This is a genomic window from Mitsuaria sp. BK041 (assembly GCF_014193085.1).
In the GTDB taxonomy this organism is placed as follows: domain Bacteria; phylum Pseudomonadota; class Gammaproteobacteria; order Burkholderiales; family Burkholderiaceae_C; genus Roseateles.
Genome location: NZ_JACHYT010000001.1, coordinates 3,603,550 through 3,621,947 on the forward strand (window position 1 = coordinate 3,603,550; position 18,398 = coordinate 3,621,947).

The following is an 18,398-nucleotide window of genomic DNA, read 5'->3' on the forward strand; positions in this document are numbered from 1 at the left end:
TCGCCTTCCGGATCGCCTGCTGGGGGTCTCCAGTCCTCGCGTCGGCCTCAGACCTCGAAGCCGCCCTCCCGCAACAACCGGGCCGTTTCGAACAACGGCAGGCCCATGATGCCCGAATAACTGCCGGCGATGTGTTCGATCCAGGCCGCGGCCTGACTTTGTATCGCATAGGCGCCGGCCTTGCCCATCGGCTCGCCCGAGGCCACGTAGGCCCGCAGCCGGTCCTGGCCGATCTCGGCGAAGCGCACCTGCGACACGTTGACGTCGCTGAGCACGCGCCCGTCCGGCAGACCCAGCGCGACGGCGGTCAGCACCCGGTGCGTCCGGCCGGAGAGGCGGGCGAGCATCGCCGCCGCATGGTCCGCGTCGTCCGGCTTGCCCAGGATGAGCGCGCCCAGCGCGACCGTCGTGTCGGAGCACAGCACCGGCGCGGGCGGCAGGCCGCGCGACGCGCGGCGGCGCAGCGCCGCCTGCAGCTTCGCGGCGGTGACGCGGGTCACGTAGTCGTCCGGCGATTCGCCATCGACCACCGCCTCCAGCGCCTCCGCGTCCTCGTCGGCGCCGGGCAGCAGCAGCTCGTGACGCACGCCGATCTGCTCTAGCAGCTGACGGCGGCGCGGGCTCTGGGACGCGAGGTAGAGAAAGTCGAAGGCAGCGGCGGAGGCGGCGGATGCAACCGAGGTGGCGGAAGTGGCGTCGGACATGAACGATTCACTCGCGGTGATACGGGTGCCCTTCCATCACGGACCAGGCGCGGTAGAGGCCTTCGGCCAGCAGCACGCGCACGAACGCGTGCGGCAGGGTCAGGTCGGAGAGGCGCAGCTTCTCGTCGGCGCGCGACTTGATGCTGTCGTCCAGGCCATCGGGGCCGCCGATGAAGATCGCGACATCGCGGCCGTCGCCGCGCCAGGTCTCCAGCCGCTGCGCGAGCTGCTTGCTGGTGACCCGCTCGCCGCGCTCGTCGAGCACCACGCGCCGCGCTCCTTTCGGGCAGGCGGCGTCCAGGCGCTGGGCCTCGGCCGCCATCAGCTGCTCGGTCGACTTGCCGGTGGTGCGCGGTTCCGCCTTCACCGCCTTGAGCTCCAGCCGCATCTCCGGCGGGAAGCGCTTGGCGAAATCCTCGTAGGCCTCATCGGCCCAGGCCGGCATCTTCTGGCCGACCGCGCACAGCACCAGGCGCACGGGGTCAGGCCTTGGCCTTGGACTTCGTGCCGGTCTTCACCGTCGTCTTCTTGGCCGCGGGCTTGGCGGCCGCCTTCTTGGCCGCCGGTCTGGCGGCCGGCTTGGCGGCAGCGACCTTGGGCGACAGCTTCTTCACCGCCGGCTTCTTGCTGCCGACCTTCACCGTCTCGACCACTTCCTTCTTCGCCGCGGGCTTGCGCGCGGTCTTGGCGGCGGTCGCGCCGGTCGTCGTCTTCTTCGCCGGCGCCTTGGCGGCGGTCTTGGTCGCGGCGGCCTTCGCGGCGGGGGCCTTCTTCGCCGCGGTCTTCGCGCCCGTGGTCTTGGCCGCGGCGGACTTGGTGCCGGTGGCGCGCGTGGGCGCCTTCTTCGACGCGGTCGCGACGGCCTCGCCGTCGGCGGACTTGGCCTTGGCCGGCTTCTTCGCCGACTTGGCGGCCTTCTTCGCCTTGGGCGCGTCCTCGTCCTCGTCGTCCATCGGCTCGGAGGCCTTCACCAGCTTCGTGCCGCTGTTGCCCAGCTTGAGCTTGACCGGCTTGCCGCCCCAGATTTCCTCGAGGTGGTAGTACTGCCGGATCGCCGGCTGCATCAGGTGCACGACGGCCGCGCCGCAGTCCACGATGATCCATTCGCCGTTGTCCTCGCCCTCGGTGCGCATCACCTGCATGCCGCGCTTCTTGACCGTCTCCCGCACGCTGGACGCCAGCGCCTTGGTCTGCCGGTTGCTCGTGCCCGACGCGATGATCACGCGCTCGAACAGGGGCGACAGGCGCTCGGTGTCGAAGACCAGGATGTCCTGCGCCTTCACATCCTCCAGACCATCGACGATGGCACGTTCCAGTTTCTTGATGTCCATTCAGTTCTCACTGTAGAGACGGTGCCGGGCAATATACCCCGCCACCTCGTCGCCCACCACGGGCCTCACGTCAGCGCCCTCGGCCGCCAGTCGGCGGGCCTCGGTGGATGACCATTGCAGCGCCGGCATCACCAGCCGGACCAGCCGATGCGGCCGCTCCAGCAGCGCCGCCGGCGCCCTCACCTCGTCCTGCGCGCGGGCGGCCACCGCCAGCCCCATGCGCTCGACCAGTTCCTCCCAGCCGTTCCAGCTCGGGAAGCCGGCCAGCTGGTCCTGTCCCAGGATCAGCCAGAGCGCGTCGCCCGGCCGTTCCTGCTGATACTCGCGCACCGAGTCGAGCGTGTAGCTCGGCCCGGCGCGCCGGATCTCGCGATCGTCGACGACGAAACGCGGATCGCCGCCCTCGCCCGCGATCGTCAACCGGACCATCTCGGCCCGGTGCGCCGCGCCGGCCATCCGGCGGCCCGACTTCTGCCACGGCTGCCCGGCGACGATCCAGCGCACCTCGTCCAGCGCGAGCTGGTCCAGCGCCGCGTGCGCCAGCGCCAGGTGGGCGCGATGCACCGGATCGAACGACCCGCCGAACCATCCGACCTGTCGCGCGCGGTTCGAATGGCTGCTGCTCACTCGGGACCCTTCAGAACCAGAGGTGCGTCGGCACCTCGTCGGCCCAGTCGCGCGGGCGGAGGAAGTCGGTGTAGAGCCGGGCCTCGGGCGAGCCGTCCTCGGGCTGCCAGTCGTAGCGCCAGCGCGCCACCGGCGGCATCGACATCAGGATCGATTCGGTGCGTCCCCCCGACTGCAGCCCGAACAGCGTGCCCCGGTCGAAGACGAGATTGAACTCGACGTAGCGTCCGCGGCGGTAGGCCTGGAAGTCACGCTCGCGCTCGCCATAAGCCAGGCCATGACGGCGCTCGACGATGGGCTCGTAGGCCGGCAGGAAGGCATCGCCCACCGACTGCAACATGCCGAAGGCGTTGTCGATGCCGCCCTCGGCGAAGTCGTCGAAGAAGATGCCGCCGACGCCGCGCGGCTCGTTGCGGTGCTTCAAGTGGAAGTACTCGTCGCACCACTGCTTGAAGCGCGGATAGAGGTCCTGGCCATGCGGCTCCAGCGCGGCGCGGCAGGTGCGATGGAAGTGCTGCGCGTCGCGCTCGAAGCCGTAGTACGGCGTCAGGTCCATGCCGCCGCCGAACCAGACGACCGGATCGCGGTCGGCGGGCAGCGCCGCGAACATGCGCACGTTCATGTGGACCGTCGGCACGAACGGGTTGTGCGGGTGCATCACCAGCGAGACGCCCATCGCCTCGAACGGCGATCCGGCCAGTTCGGGCCGGTGGGCCGTCGCCGACGGTGGCAGCACCCGGCCGCGCACATGCGAGAAATTGACGCCGCCGCGCTCGAACACCGCGCCGTTCTCGATCAGACGCACCAGGCCGTCGCCCTCCAGGCGGCCGCCGGGCTCGCGCTGCCAGGCATCGGTGATGAAGGTCTGGCCGTCCAGGCGCTCCAGCGTCGTGACGATCCGCTGCTGCAGGCCGAGCAGGTAGTCGCGCACCAACTGCGTGTTCATCGGGAATCTCCGTCCTGGCGCGCCCGGGGCGCGCCTTCATTGGGCTTGAAGCGGATCAGGCCGGCCTGGTCGGGCCGCTTGCCTTGGCGCCCCTGCAGCACCTGCGCGAACAGCGCCAGGTCCCGCGCGGGATCGCCGCTGAGCTCGACGAAGTCGGTGAAGATCACCTGCTTCGTCGCGAAGTCGAACGACGCCAGCCCCACCGGCACGCCGGCCTGCACCGCCACGTGGTACGCGCCCGACTTCCAGTGGTCGACATAGCCGCGCGTGCCCTCGGGCGCAACGATCAGCCAGAACGACTCCCCGCGCGACTTGGCGTCGAGCATCTGGCGCACGGTGTCGCCGACCAGCCCGTTGGCCGAGCGCCGGTTCACCGCCACGCCGCCGATCGCGCGCATCCAGTGACCGACCAGTGGCAGCTTGAACAGGCTGTCCTTGGCCCAGAACCGGAGCTCGAAACCCAGGCTCCACTTCGTCAGCACGCCGACCGGGAAATCCCAGTTGGAGGTGTGCGGGTACACCATCACCACGCCCTGCCGCGCCGGCAGGCCCTGGCAGACGATGCGCCAGCCGAAAAGCCGCAGCACCGCCCGCGCCAGCGCGCTGCCGCGCGGCATCGGCGTCAGCGCGCCGGTCCAGCGGCGCGGCAGGGCGCGCGCCTCGCCGTCCGCGGGGCGGGCGTCGAGGGTCTGCGGCAAGTCGAGGCTCAAGATGGGCAGCGGCGAGAGCAGTCGACCGGCTTCAGCGCTTGATGGCGCGGTAGCCGATGTCCTGGCGGTACTGCTTGCCGTCGAACTGGATCGACTGCGCGGTCTGATAGGCCAGCTGCTGGGCATGGCGCACCGCCTCGCCCAGCGCGGTCACGCACAGCACGCGGCCGCCGCTGGTGACGAGCTGGCCGTCCTCGCGCAGCGTCGTGCCGGCGTGGAAGACCATCGCGTCCTCGCCGTCCTCGGGCAGGCCGGTGATCGCATCGCCCTTGCGCGGCGACAGCGGATAACCGCTGGCGGCCATCACGACGCCCAGCGCCGCGCGGCGGTCCCACTGCAGCTCGACCTGGTCCAGCGTGCCGTCGGTCGCGTGCATCAGGACCTCGAACAGGTCGCTCTTGAGCCGCATCATGATCGGCTGGGTCTCGGGGTCGCCCATGCGGGTGTTGAATTCGACGGTGCGCGGCTGGCCGTGCGCGTCGATCATCAGGCCGGCGTAGAGGAAACCGGTGAACGGGGTGCCGTCGCGGGCCATGCCCTGGATCGTCGGCATGACGATCTCGTGCATCACCTTGGCATGGACGTTGGGCGTCACCACCGGCGCCGGCGAGTACGCGCCCATGCCGCCGGTGTTGGGCCCCTGGTCCGCGTCGAGCAGGCGCTTGTGGTCCTGGCTGGTGGCCAGCGGCAGGACGTTGCGGCCGTCGCACAGCACGATGAAGCTGGCTTCCTCGCCTTCGAGGAACTGCTCGATGACGACGCGCGCGCCGCCCTCGTTGTGGACCACGCCCAGCTTGTTGTCGGCCAGGATCCAGTCGATCGCCTCATGCGCCTCGGCCAGCGTCATCGCCACGACGACGCCCTTGCCCGCCGCCAGGCCGTCGGCCTTGATGACGATGGGCGCGCCCTGCGCGTCGACATAGGCATGCGCCCGGGTCGCGTCGCTGAAGGTCTCGTAGGCGGCGGTCGGGATGCCGTGGCGCTTCATGAACTCCTTGGCGAAGGCCTTGGAGCTCTCCAGCTGCGCGGCCGCCTTGGTCGGGCCGAAGATGCGCAGGCCGCGGGCGCGGAACTCGTCGACGACGCCAGCGGCCAGGAAGGCCTCGGGGCCGACCACCGTCAGCGCGATCTTCTGCTCGACGGCGAAGTCGGCCAGCGCCTTCACGTCGGTGATCGGGACGTTCTTCAGGAGCGGATCGCGCGCGGTGCCGCCGTTGCCGGGCGCCACGAACACCTGCGTGACGCGCTCGCCCTGCGCCAGCCGCCAGGCCAGCGCGTGCTCGCGGCCACCATTGCCAAGGACCAGGACCTTCATTCGGACAGGCTCGCGTTGTGATAGACCTCCTGGACATCGTCCAGGTCCTCGATGACATCGAGCAGCTTCTGCATGCGCGCGGCGTCGTCGCCGGCCAGGTCGATGGTGTTCTCGGCCCGCATGGTGACCTCGGCGATCTCGGGCTTCAGGCCGGCGGCCTCCAGCGCGTTCTTCACCGCTTCATAGTCGCCGGGGGCGGTCAGCACCTCGATGGCGCCGTCGTCGTCGGTCAGGACGTCCTCGGCGCCGGCTTCCAGCGCCACCTCCATGACCTTGTCTTCGGACGTGCCGGGCGCGAAGACCAGCTGGCCGCAGTGCTTGAACTGGAAGGCCACCGAGCCTTCGGTGCCCAGGTTGCCGCCGTACTTGCTGAACGCGTGGCGGACCTCGGCGACGGTGCGCACGCGGTTGTCGGTCATGCAGTCGACGATGATCGCGGCGCCGCCGATGCCGTAGCCCTCGTAGCGGATTTCCTCGTAGGTCACGCCGTCGAGGTTGCCGGTGGCCTTGTCGACGTTGCGCTTGATGTTGTCGGCCGGCATGTTGGCGGCCTTGGCCTTCTCGATCGCCAGGCGCAGGCGGGGGTTCATGGTGATGTCGCCGCCGCCGGTGCGCGCGGCGACGATGATTTCACGGGTCAGACGGGTCCAGACCTTGCCGCGCTTCTCGTCCTGGCGGCCCTTGCGGTGCTGGATGTTGGCCCATTTGGAATGCCCTGCCATGTCCTCGTTCTCCTATGAACGACGGCCCGGAAAAACTCCGGGCCGGCGCTGTTGATGCTTCGTTAGACTGCGATTTTAGCTTTTTGCCTCTGGAGACTTCCGCATGGCCGACCCGATCCTGCTGGCCCGCCACGGCGACACCGAATGCCAGCTGCTTCCGGCGCTGGCCAACCGGCACGGACTGATCACCGGCGCGACCGGCACGGGCAAGACGATCAGCCTGCAGAAACTGGCCGAATCCTTCAGCCAGATGGGGGTGCCGGTCTTCATGGCGGACGTCAAGGGCGACCTGACCGGCATCTCCCAGACGGGCGCGCCGTCGACCAAGCTGCTGGCGGTGCTGAAGGAACGCGGCATCTCGCCGCCGGCCCCGATCGCCTGCCCGACCACGCTGTGGGACGTCTTCGGCGAGCAGGGCCATCCGGTGCGGGCGACCGTCTCCGACATGGGGCCGCTGCTGCTGTCGCGGATGCTGGGCCTGAACGAGACCCAGGCCGGCGTGATGCAGATGGTTTTCAAGATCGCCGACGACCACGGCCTGGCGCTGCTGGACCTGAAGGACCTGCGCGCGATGCTGCAGCATGTCGGGGAGAACGCCAGCGAGTTCACGACCCAGTACGGCAACGTCTCGGCCGCCAGCGTCGGCGCGATCCAGCGCGGCCTGCTGCAGATCGAGGCCCAGGGCGGCGACAAGTTCTTCGGCGAGCCGATGCTCGACATCCACGATTTCATGCAGACCTCGGATGGATTGGGCGTCATCAACATCCTGGCCGCCGACAAGCTGATGGCCGCGCCGCGGCTGTACGCGACCTTCCTGCTGTGGATGCTGTCGGAACTGTTCGAGACGCTGCCGGAGGTGGGCGACCTGGACAAGCCCAAGCTGGTGTTCTTCTTCGACGAGGCCCACCTGCTGTTCAAGGACGCGCCGGCGGCGCTGGTCGAGCGCATCGAGCTGGTCGTGCGGCTGGTGCGGTCCAAGGGCGTCGGGGTCTATTTCGTGACGCAGAACCCGCTGGACATCCCGGACACGGTGCTGGGCCAGCTCGGCAACCGGGTGCAGCACGCGCTGCGCGCGTTCACGCCGCGCGACCAGAAGGCGGTCAAGGCGGCGGCGGACACGATGCGGCCCAAGCCGGGGCTGGACATCGCGATGGCGATCACCGAGCTGGGCGTCGGCGAGGCGCTGGTCAGCCTGCTCGACGAGAAGGGCCGGCCCTGCATCACCGAGCGGGTCTTCGTGCTGCCGCCCGGCAGCCAGATCGGCCCGATCACGCCGGAGCAGCGCAAGGCGCTGCTGGCCGGGTCGCTGGTCGCGGGGGTCTATGAGAAGCAGGTCGACCGCGAGTCGGCCTACGAGAAACTGACCGGCCGGGTCGCCGCGACGGCGGACGCGGCGCAGCAGCCGTCGCAGTCCGGCACGCCGCGCGGCAGCGCCGGCGCCGGCTCGATGGCCGAAGAAGCCGACCAGGCGCTGCGCCGCGCGCCGACGACCGGCCGCGGCGGCGCCCCCGCGCCCGCGCCCGCCGAGGACGACGGGGGCATGCTCGGCGGCCTCAAGGACGTGCTGTTCGGCAGCACCGGGCCGCGCGGCGGTCGCCGTGAAGGGCTGGCCGAGGCCGCGGCCAAGTCGGCGCTGCGGTCGATCGGGTCCTCGGTCGGACGGGAGATCGTCCGCGGCGTGCTGGGCAGCTTGCTTGGCGGAGCGACCAAGCGGCGCCGCTGAGCGGTCGGCGCCGCGAGGTTTCCCCCGGGAGAGCCCCCTCACCCTAGCCCTCTCCCCCTCCCGGGGGCGAGGGGATGGCTCGCTGGCGAGGAAGACTCGCTGGAAAGGGGGCGGCTCGCTGGAAAGGGGATGGCTCGCTGGCGAGGGGACGGTCCGCCGGCGAGAGGAAAAGCTCTCTTGAGGGGCTGCGCTGTGGACGCCCTCTCCCGCTTGCGGGAGAGGGCGGGGGTGAGGGTCTTCGAACGCTCGCCCGGCCCCTCTCCGCCTGACAAGGCTCAGGCGTTGGCCGCCGGAGCATGGGGCCACAGGCGGCAAGCGCCTGAACCCCATGCCCCGCCGTCCCCAACCACCGTCGCACGTCGACGAGTTCCCCGGCGAAGCTCGAACGGAGACCGTGCGCGACCCGGATGGCGAACGGCGGCGACAACTCGCGCCGCTGGGCAGCGCTTCGTCGCAGGCCGCTGGGCGCGGCGGCGCCCGTCCGCAACAGTCGCGTCCATCGACCACGCCCCACCACCGGAGCCCGCCATGCACCCCACCCCGCTCGACATCCTCACCCACGTGCCCAAGTACGTCTGGGTCATCCTGCTGGTGATCACGATCATCGGCCTGCGGCAGTGCCGCGAGACCGCGATGCGGCCCCGCCGCCTGGTAATCCTGCCCGCCTTGTGGCTGATCTTCGGCGCCTGGGGCGTGGAGAAGAGCTTCGGTCTGGACGGCCTGCCGGGCCTGGCCTGGCTCGTGGGCATCGGGCTCGGCGCAGGCACGGTCCGCGCGCTGCGCTGGCCCGGCCAGGCGCGTTTCGACGCCGCCACCCGCCGCTTCATCGTCCCGGGCAGCTGGGTGCCGCTCGCGCTGATGCTGAGCATCTTCGCGCTGAAGTTCGCCTCCGGCATGAGCCTGGCCCTGCACCCGGGCCACGCCACCCACCTCGGCATCGCGATGGCCTCCAGCGCGGCGTTCGGCCTGTTCAGCGGCGCCTTCCTGGGCCGGGCGATCAACATCCTGGCCGTGCGGCCGCGCAGCGGCGGCACGGTGGTGGCCTGACCGCGGTCCGGACGCGGCCGGATCGCCGACACTCCCTGCCCATGCGCCCCCTGCCCCTCCCCCCGCCGCTGCACTGGCTCCTGCGCCACGTGCTGCTGGTGCTGTTGCTGACGGTGGTCGTGTCGGTCGCCCTGGTGGTGGTGTTCAACCAGTCGCCGGGACCGACGCTGGTCTACTGCTTCTTCATCTCGCTGTTCTGCGCGACCTGCATCAACCTGCTGCGCTTCGGGCTGGGCTGGCTGCGCTGGCAGGCCCTGCAGCGTCTCGGTCGCGCGCCTCGCGACGCGTTCGACTGGCCCGGCTGGCCGCTCATGACGGTGTGCCTGATCCTGGGCACCGGCCTGGGCTACAGCATCGGCCTGGAGGTGGGCAACTTCGTGACCGGCTTCCAGGAGCGCAGCCTGCTGGCCAGCCCGCTGCGCCGGGTGATGGCGGTGATGGTGATTTCGCTGATCCCGGGCTTCGCCGCCACCTTCTTTCTGCTGTACCGCCACCGGATGGCAAGCGCCGAGGCCCATGCCGAAACGCTGCGCCGCCAGGCCGCCGAGACGCAGCTGCGGCTGCTCGAGTCGCAGCTCGAGCCGCACATGCTGTTCAACACACTGGCCAACCTGCGGGTGCTGATCGGCCTGGACGCCGAACGCGCGCAGGCGATGCTGGACCACCTCATCGCCTTCCTGCGGGCGACGCTCTCCGCCTCGCGCGTGGAGCGCCACCCTCTCAAGGAGGAATTCGCCCGGTTGGCCGACTACCTGGCGCTGATGCAGGTGCGGATGGGCGCGCGCCTGCACTTCGAGTTCGAACTGCCGGAGACGCTGCGCGAGCTGCCGGTGCCGCCGCTGCTGCTGCAGCCGCTGGTGGAGAACGCGATCAAACACGGTCTGGAGCCGCATGTGGGCGGCGGCACGCTGCGGGTGGCCGCGACGGCCGCGGACGGTCAGCTGTGGCTGGACGTGGAGGACGACGGTGCCGGCTTCGATCCGGCGCGGCCGGCGACACCGGACGGCGGCTTCGGCACGGTGCAGGTGCGCGAGCGGCTCGCGGTGGCCTTCGGCCCGCGCGCGGCGCTGGAACTGTCGCGCCTGGACCTGTCCCGCCCGACCGGCGGCGGCACCCGCGCCCGGATCCGCCTGCCGTTGCCGGCTCCGGCCTGATCAAGCGTTGCCCGCCACCTTCGTCCTTCCGACTGCCGCACGCTCGTGCCCGTCGCCCGCGCCGTTCAAGCTGCCCCTTTCATGCCCGCTTCATTCCCCTCTTCACATGGAGACGCCCGCATGCCCACCGCCCTGATCGCCGAAGACGAGGACCTGCTGGCCGCCCATCTGCGCCAGGAACTGAAGGCGCTGTGGCCGGCGCTGGACATCGTCGCGATGGCGACGCACGGCGAGGAGGCGGTGATGCTGGCGCTCCGGCACCAGCCCGAGGTCTGCTTCCTGGACATCCGCATGCCGGGCATGACGGGGCTCGAGGCGGCGGCGCTGCTGGCCGACGAGTGGCCGGACGGGACACCGTTCCCGCTGCTGGTCTTCGTCACCGCCTATGACCAGTTCGCGCTCCAGGCCTTCGAGCGCGCCGCGGTGGACTACCTGCTCAAGCCGGTGCAGCGGGAGCGCCTGGCGCAGACGGTGACCCGGCTGCAGGCCGCGCTCGCGCAGCGGCAGGCGCCGCCGGCGACCCTGGCCTCGGCGATCGATCAACTGCGTGGGTTGCTGGGCGTGCAGGCCGCGGACCCGAAGCCGGCGGGCGGCAGTCCCGTCGCGCCGCTGCGGCACCTGCAGGTCGGCGTCGGCGACGCCATCGTGCTGGTGCCGCTGGACGAGGTCGTCTACCTGGAGGCGGCGGACAAGTACGTGCGCGTGATGACGGCGGACCAGGAATACCTGGTGCGGATCTCGCTGCGCGAGCTGCTCCCGCAGCTCGATGCGCAGCGCTTCTGGCAGGTGCACCGCGGCCACATCGTGCATGTCGACGCCATCGACCGCGTGCATCGCGATGACACCGGCAAGCTGACCCTGCGGCTGCGCCACCGGCCGGAGAAGCTGGCGGTGAGCCGGATGTACGGGCATCTGTTCAAGGCGATGTGAGGCGGCGGCCGGACCGCCGCCGCCTCCTCGTCAGATCACGGCCATGCCGGAGGCGGTCTTCACGGACAGCAAGGCATCGCCGTCGAGCGCCGTGACCAGGATCGACAGCCCGTAGATCCCGTGCTTGCCATCGCTGGTGACCGTCAGCGCGATCGTGCCGTCCTTGAGCACCTCCTTGACGAAGAAGTCGTCGCGCGTCGCTTCGGTATAGCCCGCGGTCAAGGCGCTCAGGTCGAGCACGTCGCCTTCGCTGCGCTTGTAGTCCAGGACGAGGTCGACGCCGGTCTGCCCCTTGAACCATCGGAAGGTATCGGCGCCAGCCCCACCGGTGAAGAGGTCACTGTCCGCAGACGCGTTCAGCACATCGTTGCCCGCGGTACCGCGTTCCTCGTGATTCAACGCCCATTGGGGGCCTGAGGCCTCGTCCCTCCGCATGATCAGCGCGGGCTGGACACTGGCCGGGTCCGACGCCAGCTTCACCGGAATCTCCATGGCATTGCCCGCGCTGTCGATGGCGTAGAGCCGATAGGCGCCATGCAGGGTGGCGGCAACACTGCGGCTGCCGGCAGCAAGCAGCATGCTCTGGCCGCTCCGCACCGCGTCGGGTTGCCAATCCTGGACATTCATGGTGCTCTTGCCGTAGCTCACGAACATCAGTTCGACATCCTCCTGAGAGGTCACCGTCAAGCTGCCATCCCTGCCGCGTTCGGCGACCACCGTCGGCGCCTTGGTGTCGTAATCGAACTCCAGGCGCTGGATCGCGCTCTCGTTGCCCGCGACGTCGAACTGCCGGACCAGCAGTTCATGGCGCCCCTGCGACAACTGCGCTGGCAGCTTGAGGTTGGTGCCGGAGCCACTCGACCAATCCTGACCACCATTGAGGCTGTACAGCCACTGGCTGTTGGTCTCCAGGCCCACGTCGATGGACCCGTTGGCATTGACCGCCTTGCTGTTCAGGTAGAAGTCGCGGGCCGGGAAGCTGGCAGGCCGGCCCGTCCAGTAGCTCCGGATGGCCGAATTGAAGGTCAAATCGGGCGCGTCGACCTGGGTGTCCAAGGTGAACTTCAACTCGGTCGAAGCGCTGACATTGCCGGCGAGGTCGACCTGCCGCACCAGCACCCGCTTGTCGCCATCGCCGGCGAACTCGCTCGCGGCGATGGACTTCCCAGTCCCGGCGGTCCAACTGATGCCGTCGCGGCTGTACTGCCACTGCGCGTCATCCTCCAGCCCGTCGATGTTGACCGTCGCCACCGAGGTGATCCGGTCGGCAGCGCTGGCGCCGGTGTCCTGGGCCAGGGTGACCTTCGGCGCGGTGACGGTGCGATCGAGGGTGAAGTTCAGCATGGCCGTGCCGACGTTGTCGGCGACATCGACCTGGCGGACCTCGACGCTGTAGGTGGTGTCGATGTGGAACTCGCTGGCGGCGATGCGATCGCCGCTGCCGGTGCGCCAGGCGCTGCCGCCGATGCGGTATTCCCAGCGATTGCCCAGCTCGAGGCCGGTCACGACGATGCCGGCCTCGTTGGTGACACGGTCGCCGGCGGTGCCCGAGTCCTTCACCAGCGCGAGCGCGATCGGAGGGCCCTGCCGGTCCAGCGTGAAGTCGAGCGTCGCGGTGCTCACATTGCCCGCCACGTCGATCTGCCGGACCTCCAGCGCCTTGGTGCCGTCCGTACCGAACTCGCTGGCCGCGATGCGGTCGCCATTGCCGGTCTTCCAGGCGCCGCCACCGATGCGGTACTCCCAGCGGTTGCCCAGTTCGACGCCGGTCACGGCGATGGTGGCGTCGTTGGTGATGCGATCGCCTGCGGTGCCCGAGTCGTTCACGAGCGCGGCCTCGATCGGGCTGACCTGCCGATCCAGCGTGAAGTCGAGCGTCGCCGAACTCACGTTGCCCGCGACGTCGATCTGCCGGACCTCCAGCGTCTTGCTGCCGTCCGCGCCGAACTCGCTGGCCGCGATGCGGTCGCCGCTGCCGGTCTTCCAGGCACCGCCGCCGATGTGGTATTCCCAGCGATTGCCCAGTTCGACGCCGGTCACGGCGATGGTGGCGTCGTTGGTGACGCGGTCGCCGGCGACGCCGGAGTCGTTCAGCAGCGCGACCGCGATCTGGCTGACCTGCCGGTCGAGCGTGAAGTCGAGCGTCGCCGAACTCACGTTGCCCGCGACGTCGATCTGCCGGACCTCCAGCGTCTTGGTGCCATCGGCGCCGAACTCGCTGGCCGCGATGCGGTCGCCGCTGCCGGTCTTCCAGGCGCCGCCGCCGATGCGGTACTCCCAGCGGTTGCCCAGTTCGACGCCGGTCACGGCGATGGTGGCGTCGTTGGTGACGCGGTCGCCAGCGGTGCCCGAGTCGTTCACGAGCGCGGCCGTGATCGGGTCGACCTGCCGGTCCAGCGTGAAGTCAAGCGTCGCCGAACTCACGTTGCCCGTGCTGTTGGCCTGCCTCACCTCGACGGTGTAGGGACCATCCTTGGCGAAGTCGGTGGCCGGGATGCGGTCGCCGCTGCCGGTCTTCCAGGCGCCGTTGCCGATGCGGTACTCCCAGGCCCGGCTCGCGTCGAGGCCGCCCACGGCGATGGCAGCATCGTTGGTGATCCGATCGCCGGCCGTTCCGGAATCGTTCACCAGCGCCGCCGACAAGGCGCCGGCTTGCCGGTCCAGCGTGAAATCGAAGGTGGAGGAACTCTCGTTCTCCGCCGGGTCGGTCTGGCGCAGTTCGACGGTGTAGCGGCCGTCGGCGCCGAACTCGCTGGCCGCGATGCGGTCGCCATTGCCGGTCTTCCAGGCGCCGCCGCCGATGCGGTACTCCCAGCGATTGCCCAGCTCGACGCCGGTCACGGCGATGGTGGCGTCGTTGGTGATGCGGTCGCCGGCGATGCCGGAATCGTTCACCAGCGCGGCCTCGATCGGGCTGACCTGCCGGTCCAGCGTGAAGTCCAGCGTCGCGGTGCTCGCGTTGCCCGCGATGTCGATCTGGCGCACCTCGATCTTGTGGGCGCCGTCGGCGCCGAACTCGCTCGCCGCGATGCGGCTGTCGACGCCGGCCCGCCACGCACCGCCGTCGATGCGGTACTCCCAGCGGCAGTCCGGCTCGAGCCCGCTGACGATCACCGTGCCGTCACGGGTGAGACGGTCGCCAGCGATGCCGGTGTCGTCGGCCAGCGCCACGCCCGGCGGCGGCGCGATGCGGTCCAGTTGGAACTCGTACACCGTCGTCGCCTGATTGCCGACCGCGTCCAGGTGCCGGACCTCCACGCGCTGCCGGCCGTCCGTGGCGCGCTCGAACTCCCTGCCATCGATGAGGCTGCCGGTCCCGGTCTTCCATTCACCGCCGTTGATGCGGTAGTCCCAGCTGCCGCCCCATTCGATGTCGAGCACCCGCAGCGTGCCGTCGTGGGTGATCCGGTCGTCGGCCGTCCCGGTGTCGTTCACCAGGGACACGGTCGGCGCGGTGGCCTGGCGGCGCAGGTCGAAGGCAAGGGTCGAACCGGCTTCATTGCCCGCCGCGTCGATCTGCCGCACCCGGACCAGTTGGTAGCCATCCGCCACGCCGTCGAAGGCGGCCTTGTCGATGCGATCCCCGTGACCGCGCCGCCATTCGCCGCCGTTGATCTGGTAATCCCAGATCGCGAGGCTCTCCAGGCCGCTGACCAGCACGGTGGGGTCGTTGGTCCGCTTGTCCCCGGACACGCCGGAGTCGACCGCCAACTGGACGCCCGGCGACACGGTGTGGGTGTCCAGGACGAAGTCGAGCGCGGCCGTGCCGCGATTGCCGGCGCCGTCGACATGCCGCACCTCGACCCGGCGCTCGCCCGCCGTCGTGCCGAACTCCGACGCCGCGATCGTGTCGCCGGTCCCGGTCACCCACGGACCGTTATCGATCCGGTACTCCCATCGCAGGCCGGATTCCAGGCCGTTCACCTTCACCGTCGCGTCGCGCGTGATGCCGTCGGACGCCGACAGCCCGGTGTCCATCGCGAGCGCGAGCGTCAGCTCCGCCGCGCGAGTGTCGAGCAGCAGGCTCAGGGTGGCGACCGGACCCTCGTTGCCCGCGGGGTCCACCTGCCGGACCCGGACCTCCTTGAGGCCGTCGGGGCCGAGTTGCGCGGTGGACAGCGTCGCGTCCGTCCCGTTCCACCAGGTCGCGCCGCCGTCCACGCTGTACTGCCAGCGCGCGTCCGGCTCCAGGCCGTCGATGCGGATGCGGCCGTCGTTCGTCCAGCCATCGGTCGCGGAACTGCCGGTGTCCGATACCAGGGTCAGGCCGGGACCGGGCGGCGCGATGGTGTCCATGTCGAACTTCAGGCTGCCCACCGGGCTGCGGTGGCCTTCCACGCTGATCTGCACCACCTGCAGCGACTTGCTGCCGTCCGTGCCCAGGGCCGACGGAGCGATCACCGAGCCGCTGCCGGCATGCCAGGTCTTGCCCTCGTCGAGCGAGTATTCCCAGCGCCCGTCCGTCTCGAGCGCGCCGAGGCGGATCTCCCCGGCGCTACCGAGCAGGCCCTCCCGCTGGGCGCCCGGCGAGTGCAAGGCGGGCTGCGGAGCCGGCGGCACGCGCACGGCGGGATCGGGGTTCGGATGGGGATCCGGCTTCGGGCCGGGATCCGGGTTGGGGTCCGGCTTGGGACCCGGATCCGGATTGGGATTCGGATCTGGCTTCGGACCGGGATCCGGGTTCGGGTTCGGGTCCGGCTTCGGGCCCGGCTCGGGTTTCGGCGCGGGATCGCCTTCCGGCTTCGTGTCCGCGCCGCCATTGCCCGAGCCTCCGGACAGCGCCACGGCGGAGCCCGCCGAGAGTGCCGCCCCCAGCAGCCAGGTCACCATCGCGGCGACGGACTTTTCCGTGGACTTCTCATCCTTGCCGTTCGCATCTTGGGCGGCTTCGCCGTTCCCGGTGGGGCTTTCGGACGGGACACCGCTCGCGGCCGGCTCCTGCGCGGCCTGCACCGTCTCGGTCTGCTGAGGCTCCTGAGCGGGCGCGGACTCGGCGCTGGAGTTCTCTTGCTCCTCCTCTTCTTCCTCCGCCAGCCGCCGTGGACGCGCCGGCGCCTCGGACGGTGGAGCGCCGGCGTCGGCGGGCGCGTGGACTCGGGAAGCACGGTGGGCGGGCGTCGTCGGAAGTTGCATGGCTGCGGCCTTGGAAGGTCGAATGAAAAGTTGGGCAGTATCAAAAGCACCCCGCGTGCGCGCCATGACTGCTCCGAGTCAGATCCTTCGACCGGTCTGACGGATTTGCTGCGGCCGCTCCCTCAGACAGGAGGGGTACCCCACCCCACGTAGAATCTGCGGCCTCATTCGAGAGTCCATTCATCGATGTCCAGCCACGACAAGACCGCCGGCGCTCCGGCGCCCGACAAGACGGACGCCACCGCCGTCAAGCCCAGCAACTTCCTGCGCGCCATCATCGAGCGCGACCTGGACCAGGGCTTCCAGCCGGCGCGCCACTTCGCCGGCAGCCCGGGCGACGCGGCCCACCATGCCGCCGGTCCGCTGGACCCGGCCCGCATCCGCACCCGCTTCCCGCCCGAGCCCAACGGCTACCTGCACATCGGCCATGCCAAGTCGATCTGCCTGAACTTCGGCCTGGCGCGCGACTACGGCGGCATCTGCCACCTGCGCTTCGACGACACCAATCCGGAGAAGGAAGAGCAGGAATACGTCGACGCGATCAAGGAGATGGTGGCGTGGCTGGGCTGGACCTGGGACGCCAAGGACGGCGCCGGCCGCGAGGTGGACCACCTCTTCTATGCCAGCAACTACTTCGACTTCATGTACCGCGCGGCGGAGTACCTGGTGTCGCAGGGGCTGGCCTATGTCGACGAGCAGACACCCGAGGAGATGCGCGCCAACCGCGGCGACTTCGGCACGCCGGGCAAGAACAGCCCCTTCCGTGACCGCTCGCCCGAGGAAAACCTGATCCGCCTGCGCGAGATGCGCGACGGCAAGCATCCGGATGGCTCCATGGTGCTGCGCGCCAAGATCGACATGGCGTCGCCCAACATCAACCTGCGCGATCCGGCGCTGTACCGCATCCGCCGGGCGACCCATCACAACACCGGCGACCAGTGGTGCATCTACCCGATGTACACCTACGCCCACCCGATCGAGGACGCGCTGGAGTGCATCACCCACAGCGTGTGCACCCTGGAGTTCGAGGACCAGCGGCCGTTCTACGACTGGCTCGTCGAGCACCTGGCCCAGGGCGGCCTGCTCGCCCGCCCGCTGCCGCACCAGTACGAGTTCGGCCGGCTGAACCTGACCTACGTCGTCACCAGCAAGCGCAAGCTGCGCCAGCTGGTCGAGGACAAGCACGTCGACGGCTGGGACGATCCCCGCATGCCCACGCTGGTCGGCATGCGCCGCCGCGGCTACACGCCCGAGGCCATCCGCGCGATGGTCGAAAGCACCGGTGCGTCCAAGACCAACGCCTGGATCGAGTACTCGGTGCTGGACGGCTACCTGCGCGCCGACCTCGAGGGCAAGGCCGCCCGCGCGATGGCGGTGCTGGATCCGGTCAAGCTCAAGCTCGAGAACTACGCGGAGATCTTCGGCTCGCTCGAGCATCGCGAAGCCTGCTCGGCCCCGGCCCATCCGCATGTGCCGGAACTGGGCACGCGCCAGTTCAGCCTCGGCCCCGAGCTGTGGATCGAGCGCGAGGACTTCATGGAGACCCCGCCCAAGGGCTACCACCGCCTGTTCCCCGGCAACAAGGCACGGCTGAAGTACGGCTACGTGATCGAGTGCACCGGCTGCGAGAAGGACGCCGACGGCACCATCACCGCGGTGCTGGCCCGGCTGGTGCCCGACACCAAGAGCGGCACGCCGGGCGCCGACGCGGTCAAGGTCAAGGGCGTGATCACCTGGGTCGGCGCGCACGAGGGCATCGCCACCGAACTGCGCCTGTACGACCGCCTGTTCACCGAAGCCCAGCCCGACGCCGGCGAACGCAACTTCCTGGAGCTGCTGAACCCCGACGCCAAGCGCGTCGTGCGCGGCTACCTGGAGCCTTCGCTGCGCGCGGTCGCGCCGGATGCCAAGGTCCAGTTCGAGCGCCACGGCTACTTCGTCGCCGACCGCGTTGACCATCGCGCCGATGCGCCGGTGTTCAACAAGATCACCGGACTGAAGGACAGCTTCGGCAAGTGAGCCTGGGCTGGACCGGGTGCGCGGGACGCGCGCCCGG

Annotated in this window: 14 protein-coding genes; 5 read left to right on the top strand and 9 right to left on the bottom strand. The window is 70.1% G+C overall.

The window, feature by feature from the left end:
• Positions 1–47 precede the first annotated feature (47 nt).
• From FHT38_RS15290 to FHT38_RS15325, 8 genes are read right to left on the bottom strand one after another with little or no spacing between them, the layout of a single operon-like run.
• A complete protein-coding gene (locus tag FHT38_RS15290; protein WP_183492265.1) occupies positions 48–704 on the bottom strand; it encodes a nucleoside triphosphate pyrophosphatase in 657 nt (218 codons plus the stop codon).
• Positions 705–711: 7 nt separating this feature from the next.
• On the bottom strand, positions 712–1,182 hold the full coding sequence (gene rlmH / locus FHT38_RS15295) for a 23S rRNA (pseudouridine(1915)-N(3))-methyltransferase RlmH (protein WP_091734000.1): 471 nt from the start codon (positions 1,180–1,182) through the stop codon (positions 712–714).
• Positions 1,183–1,186: 4 nt separating this feature from the next.
• Positions 1,187–2,035 (bottom strand): ribosome silencing factor, encoded by an 849-nt coding sequence (gene rsfS, locus FHT38_RS15300; RefSeq protein WP_183492266.1) that lies wholly within the window; start codon positions 2,033–2,035, stop codon positions 1,187–1,189.
• On the bottom strand, positions 2,036–2,662 hold the full coding sequence (gene nadD, locus FHT38_RS15305; protein WP_183492267.1) for a nicotinate (nicotinamide) nucleotide adenylyltransferase: 627 nt from the start codon (positions 2,660–2,662) through the stop codon (positions 2,036–2,038).
• 10 nt (positions 2,663–2,672) lie between these two features.
• Positions 2,673–3,608, bottom strand: coding sequence for an oxygen-dependent coproporphyrinogen oxidase (gene hemF, locus FHT38_RS15310; RefSeq protein ID WP_183492268.1), 936 nt, complete (start codon positions 3,606–3,608; stop codon positions 2,673–2,675).
• Positions 3,605–4,306, bottom strand: coding sequence for a 1-acyl-sn-glycerol-3-phosphate acyltransferase (locus tag FHT38_RS15315; protein ID WP_221211001.1), 702 nt, complete (start codon positions 4,304–4,306; stop codon positions 3,605–3,607). The genes hemF and FHT38_RS15315 overlap by 4 nt, the downstream gene beginning before the upstream one ends.
• A gap of 43 nt (positions 4,307–4,349) precedes the next feature.
• Positions 4,350–5,633: a phosphoribosylamine--glycine ligase gene (gene purD, locus FHT38_RS15320; protein ID WP_183492269.1), complete on the bottom strand. Its 1,284-nt coding sequence runs from the start codon at positions 5,631–5,633 to the stop codon at positions 4,350–4,352.
• Positions 5,630–6,355: a YebC/PmpR family DNA-binding transcriptional regulator gene (locus FHT38_RS15325; protein WP_091734010.1), complete on the bottom strand. Its 726-nt coding sequence runs from the start codon at positions 6,353–6,355 to the stop codon at positions 5,630–5,632. Before FHT38_RS15325 ends, purD begins: the two co-directional genes overlap by 4 nt.
• A 103-nt stretch (positions 6,356–6,458) precedes the next feature.
• Between FHT38_RS15325 and FHT38_RS15330 the strand changes: the two genes are divergently transcribed.
• The 4 genes from FHT38_RS15330 to FHT38_RS15345 all read left to right on the top strand — a co-directional run bounded on the left by FHT38_RS15330 (position 6,459) and on the right by FHT38_RS15345 (position 11,209).
• Positions 6,459–8,078, top strand: a complete 1,620-nt coding sequence (locus tag FHT38_RS15330; protein WP_183492270.1) for a helicase HerA-like C-terminal domain-containing protein — start codon at positions 6,459–6,461, stop codon at positions 8,076–8,078.
• Positions 8,079–8,606: 528 nt separating this feature from the next.
• On the top strand, positions 8,607–9,125 hold the full coding sequence (locus FHT38_RS15335) for a DUF6622 family protein (protein ID WP_183492271.1): 519 nt from the start codon (positions 8,607–8,609) through the stop codon (positions 9,123–9,125).
• A gap of 41 nt (positions 9,126–9,166) precedes the next feature.
• Positions 9,167–10,279, top strand: coding sequence for a sensor histidine kinase (locus FHT38_RS15340; protein WP_255488700.1), 1,113 nt, complete (start codon positions 9,167–9,169; stop codon positions 10,277–10,279).
• A gap of 120 nt (positions 10,280–10,399) precedes the next feature.
• Entirely contained in the window at positions 10,400–11,209 is an 810-nt protein-coding gene (locus FHT38_RS15345) for a LytTR family DNA-binding domain-containing protein (protein ID WP_183492272.1), read from the top strand.
• A gap of 30 nt (positions 11,210–11,239) precedes the next feature.
• On the opposite strand, the gene FHT38_RS15350 is transcribed toward FHT38_RS15345, so the two are convergent.
• Positions 11,240–16,342 carry an Ig-like domain-containing protein gene (locus tag FHT38_RS15350; RefSeq protein WP_183492273.1) on the bottom strand — a complete coding sequence of 1,701 codons (5,103 nt, stop codon included), beginning with the start codon at positions 16,340–16,342 and terminating at the stop codon, positions 11,240–11,242.
• Positions 16,343–16,528: 186 nt separating this feature from the next.
• Here FHT38_RS15350 and FHT38_RS15355 point away from each other — a divergent pair, with 186 nt between their 5' ends.
• Complete coding sequence (locus tag FHT38_RS15355) at positions 16,529–18,361, top strand: glutamine--tRNA ligase/YqeY domain fusion protein (RefSeq protein WP_183492274.1); 1,833 nt, start codon at positions 16,529–16,531, stop codon at positions 18,359–18,361.
• Positions 18,362–18,398 lie beyond the last annotated feature (37 nt).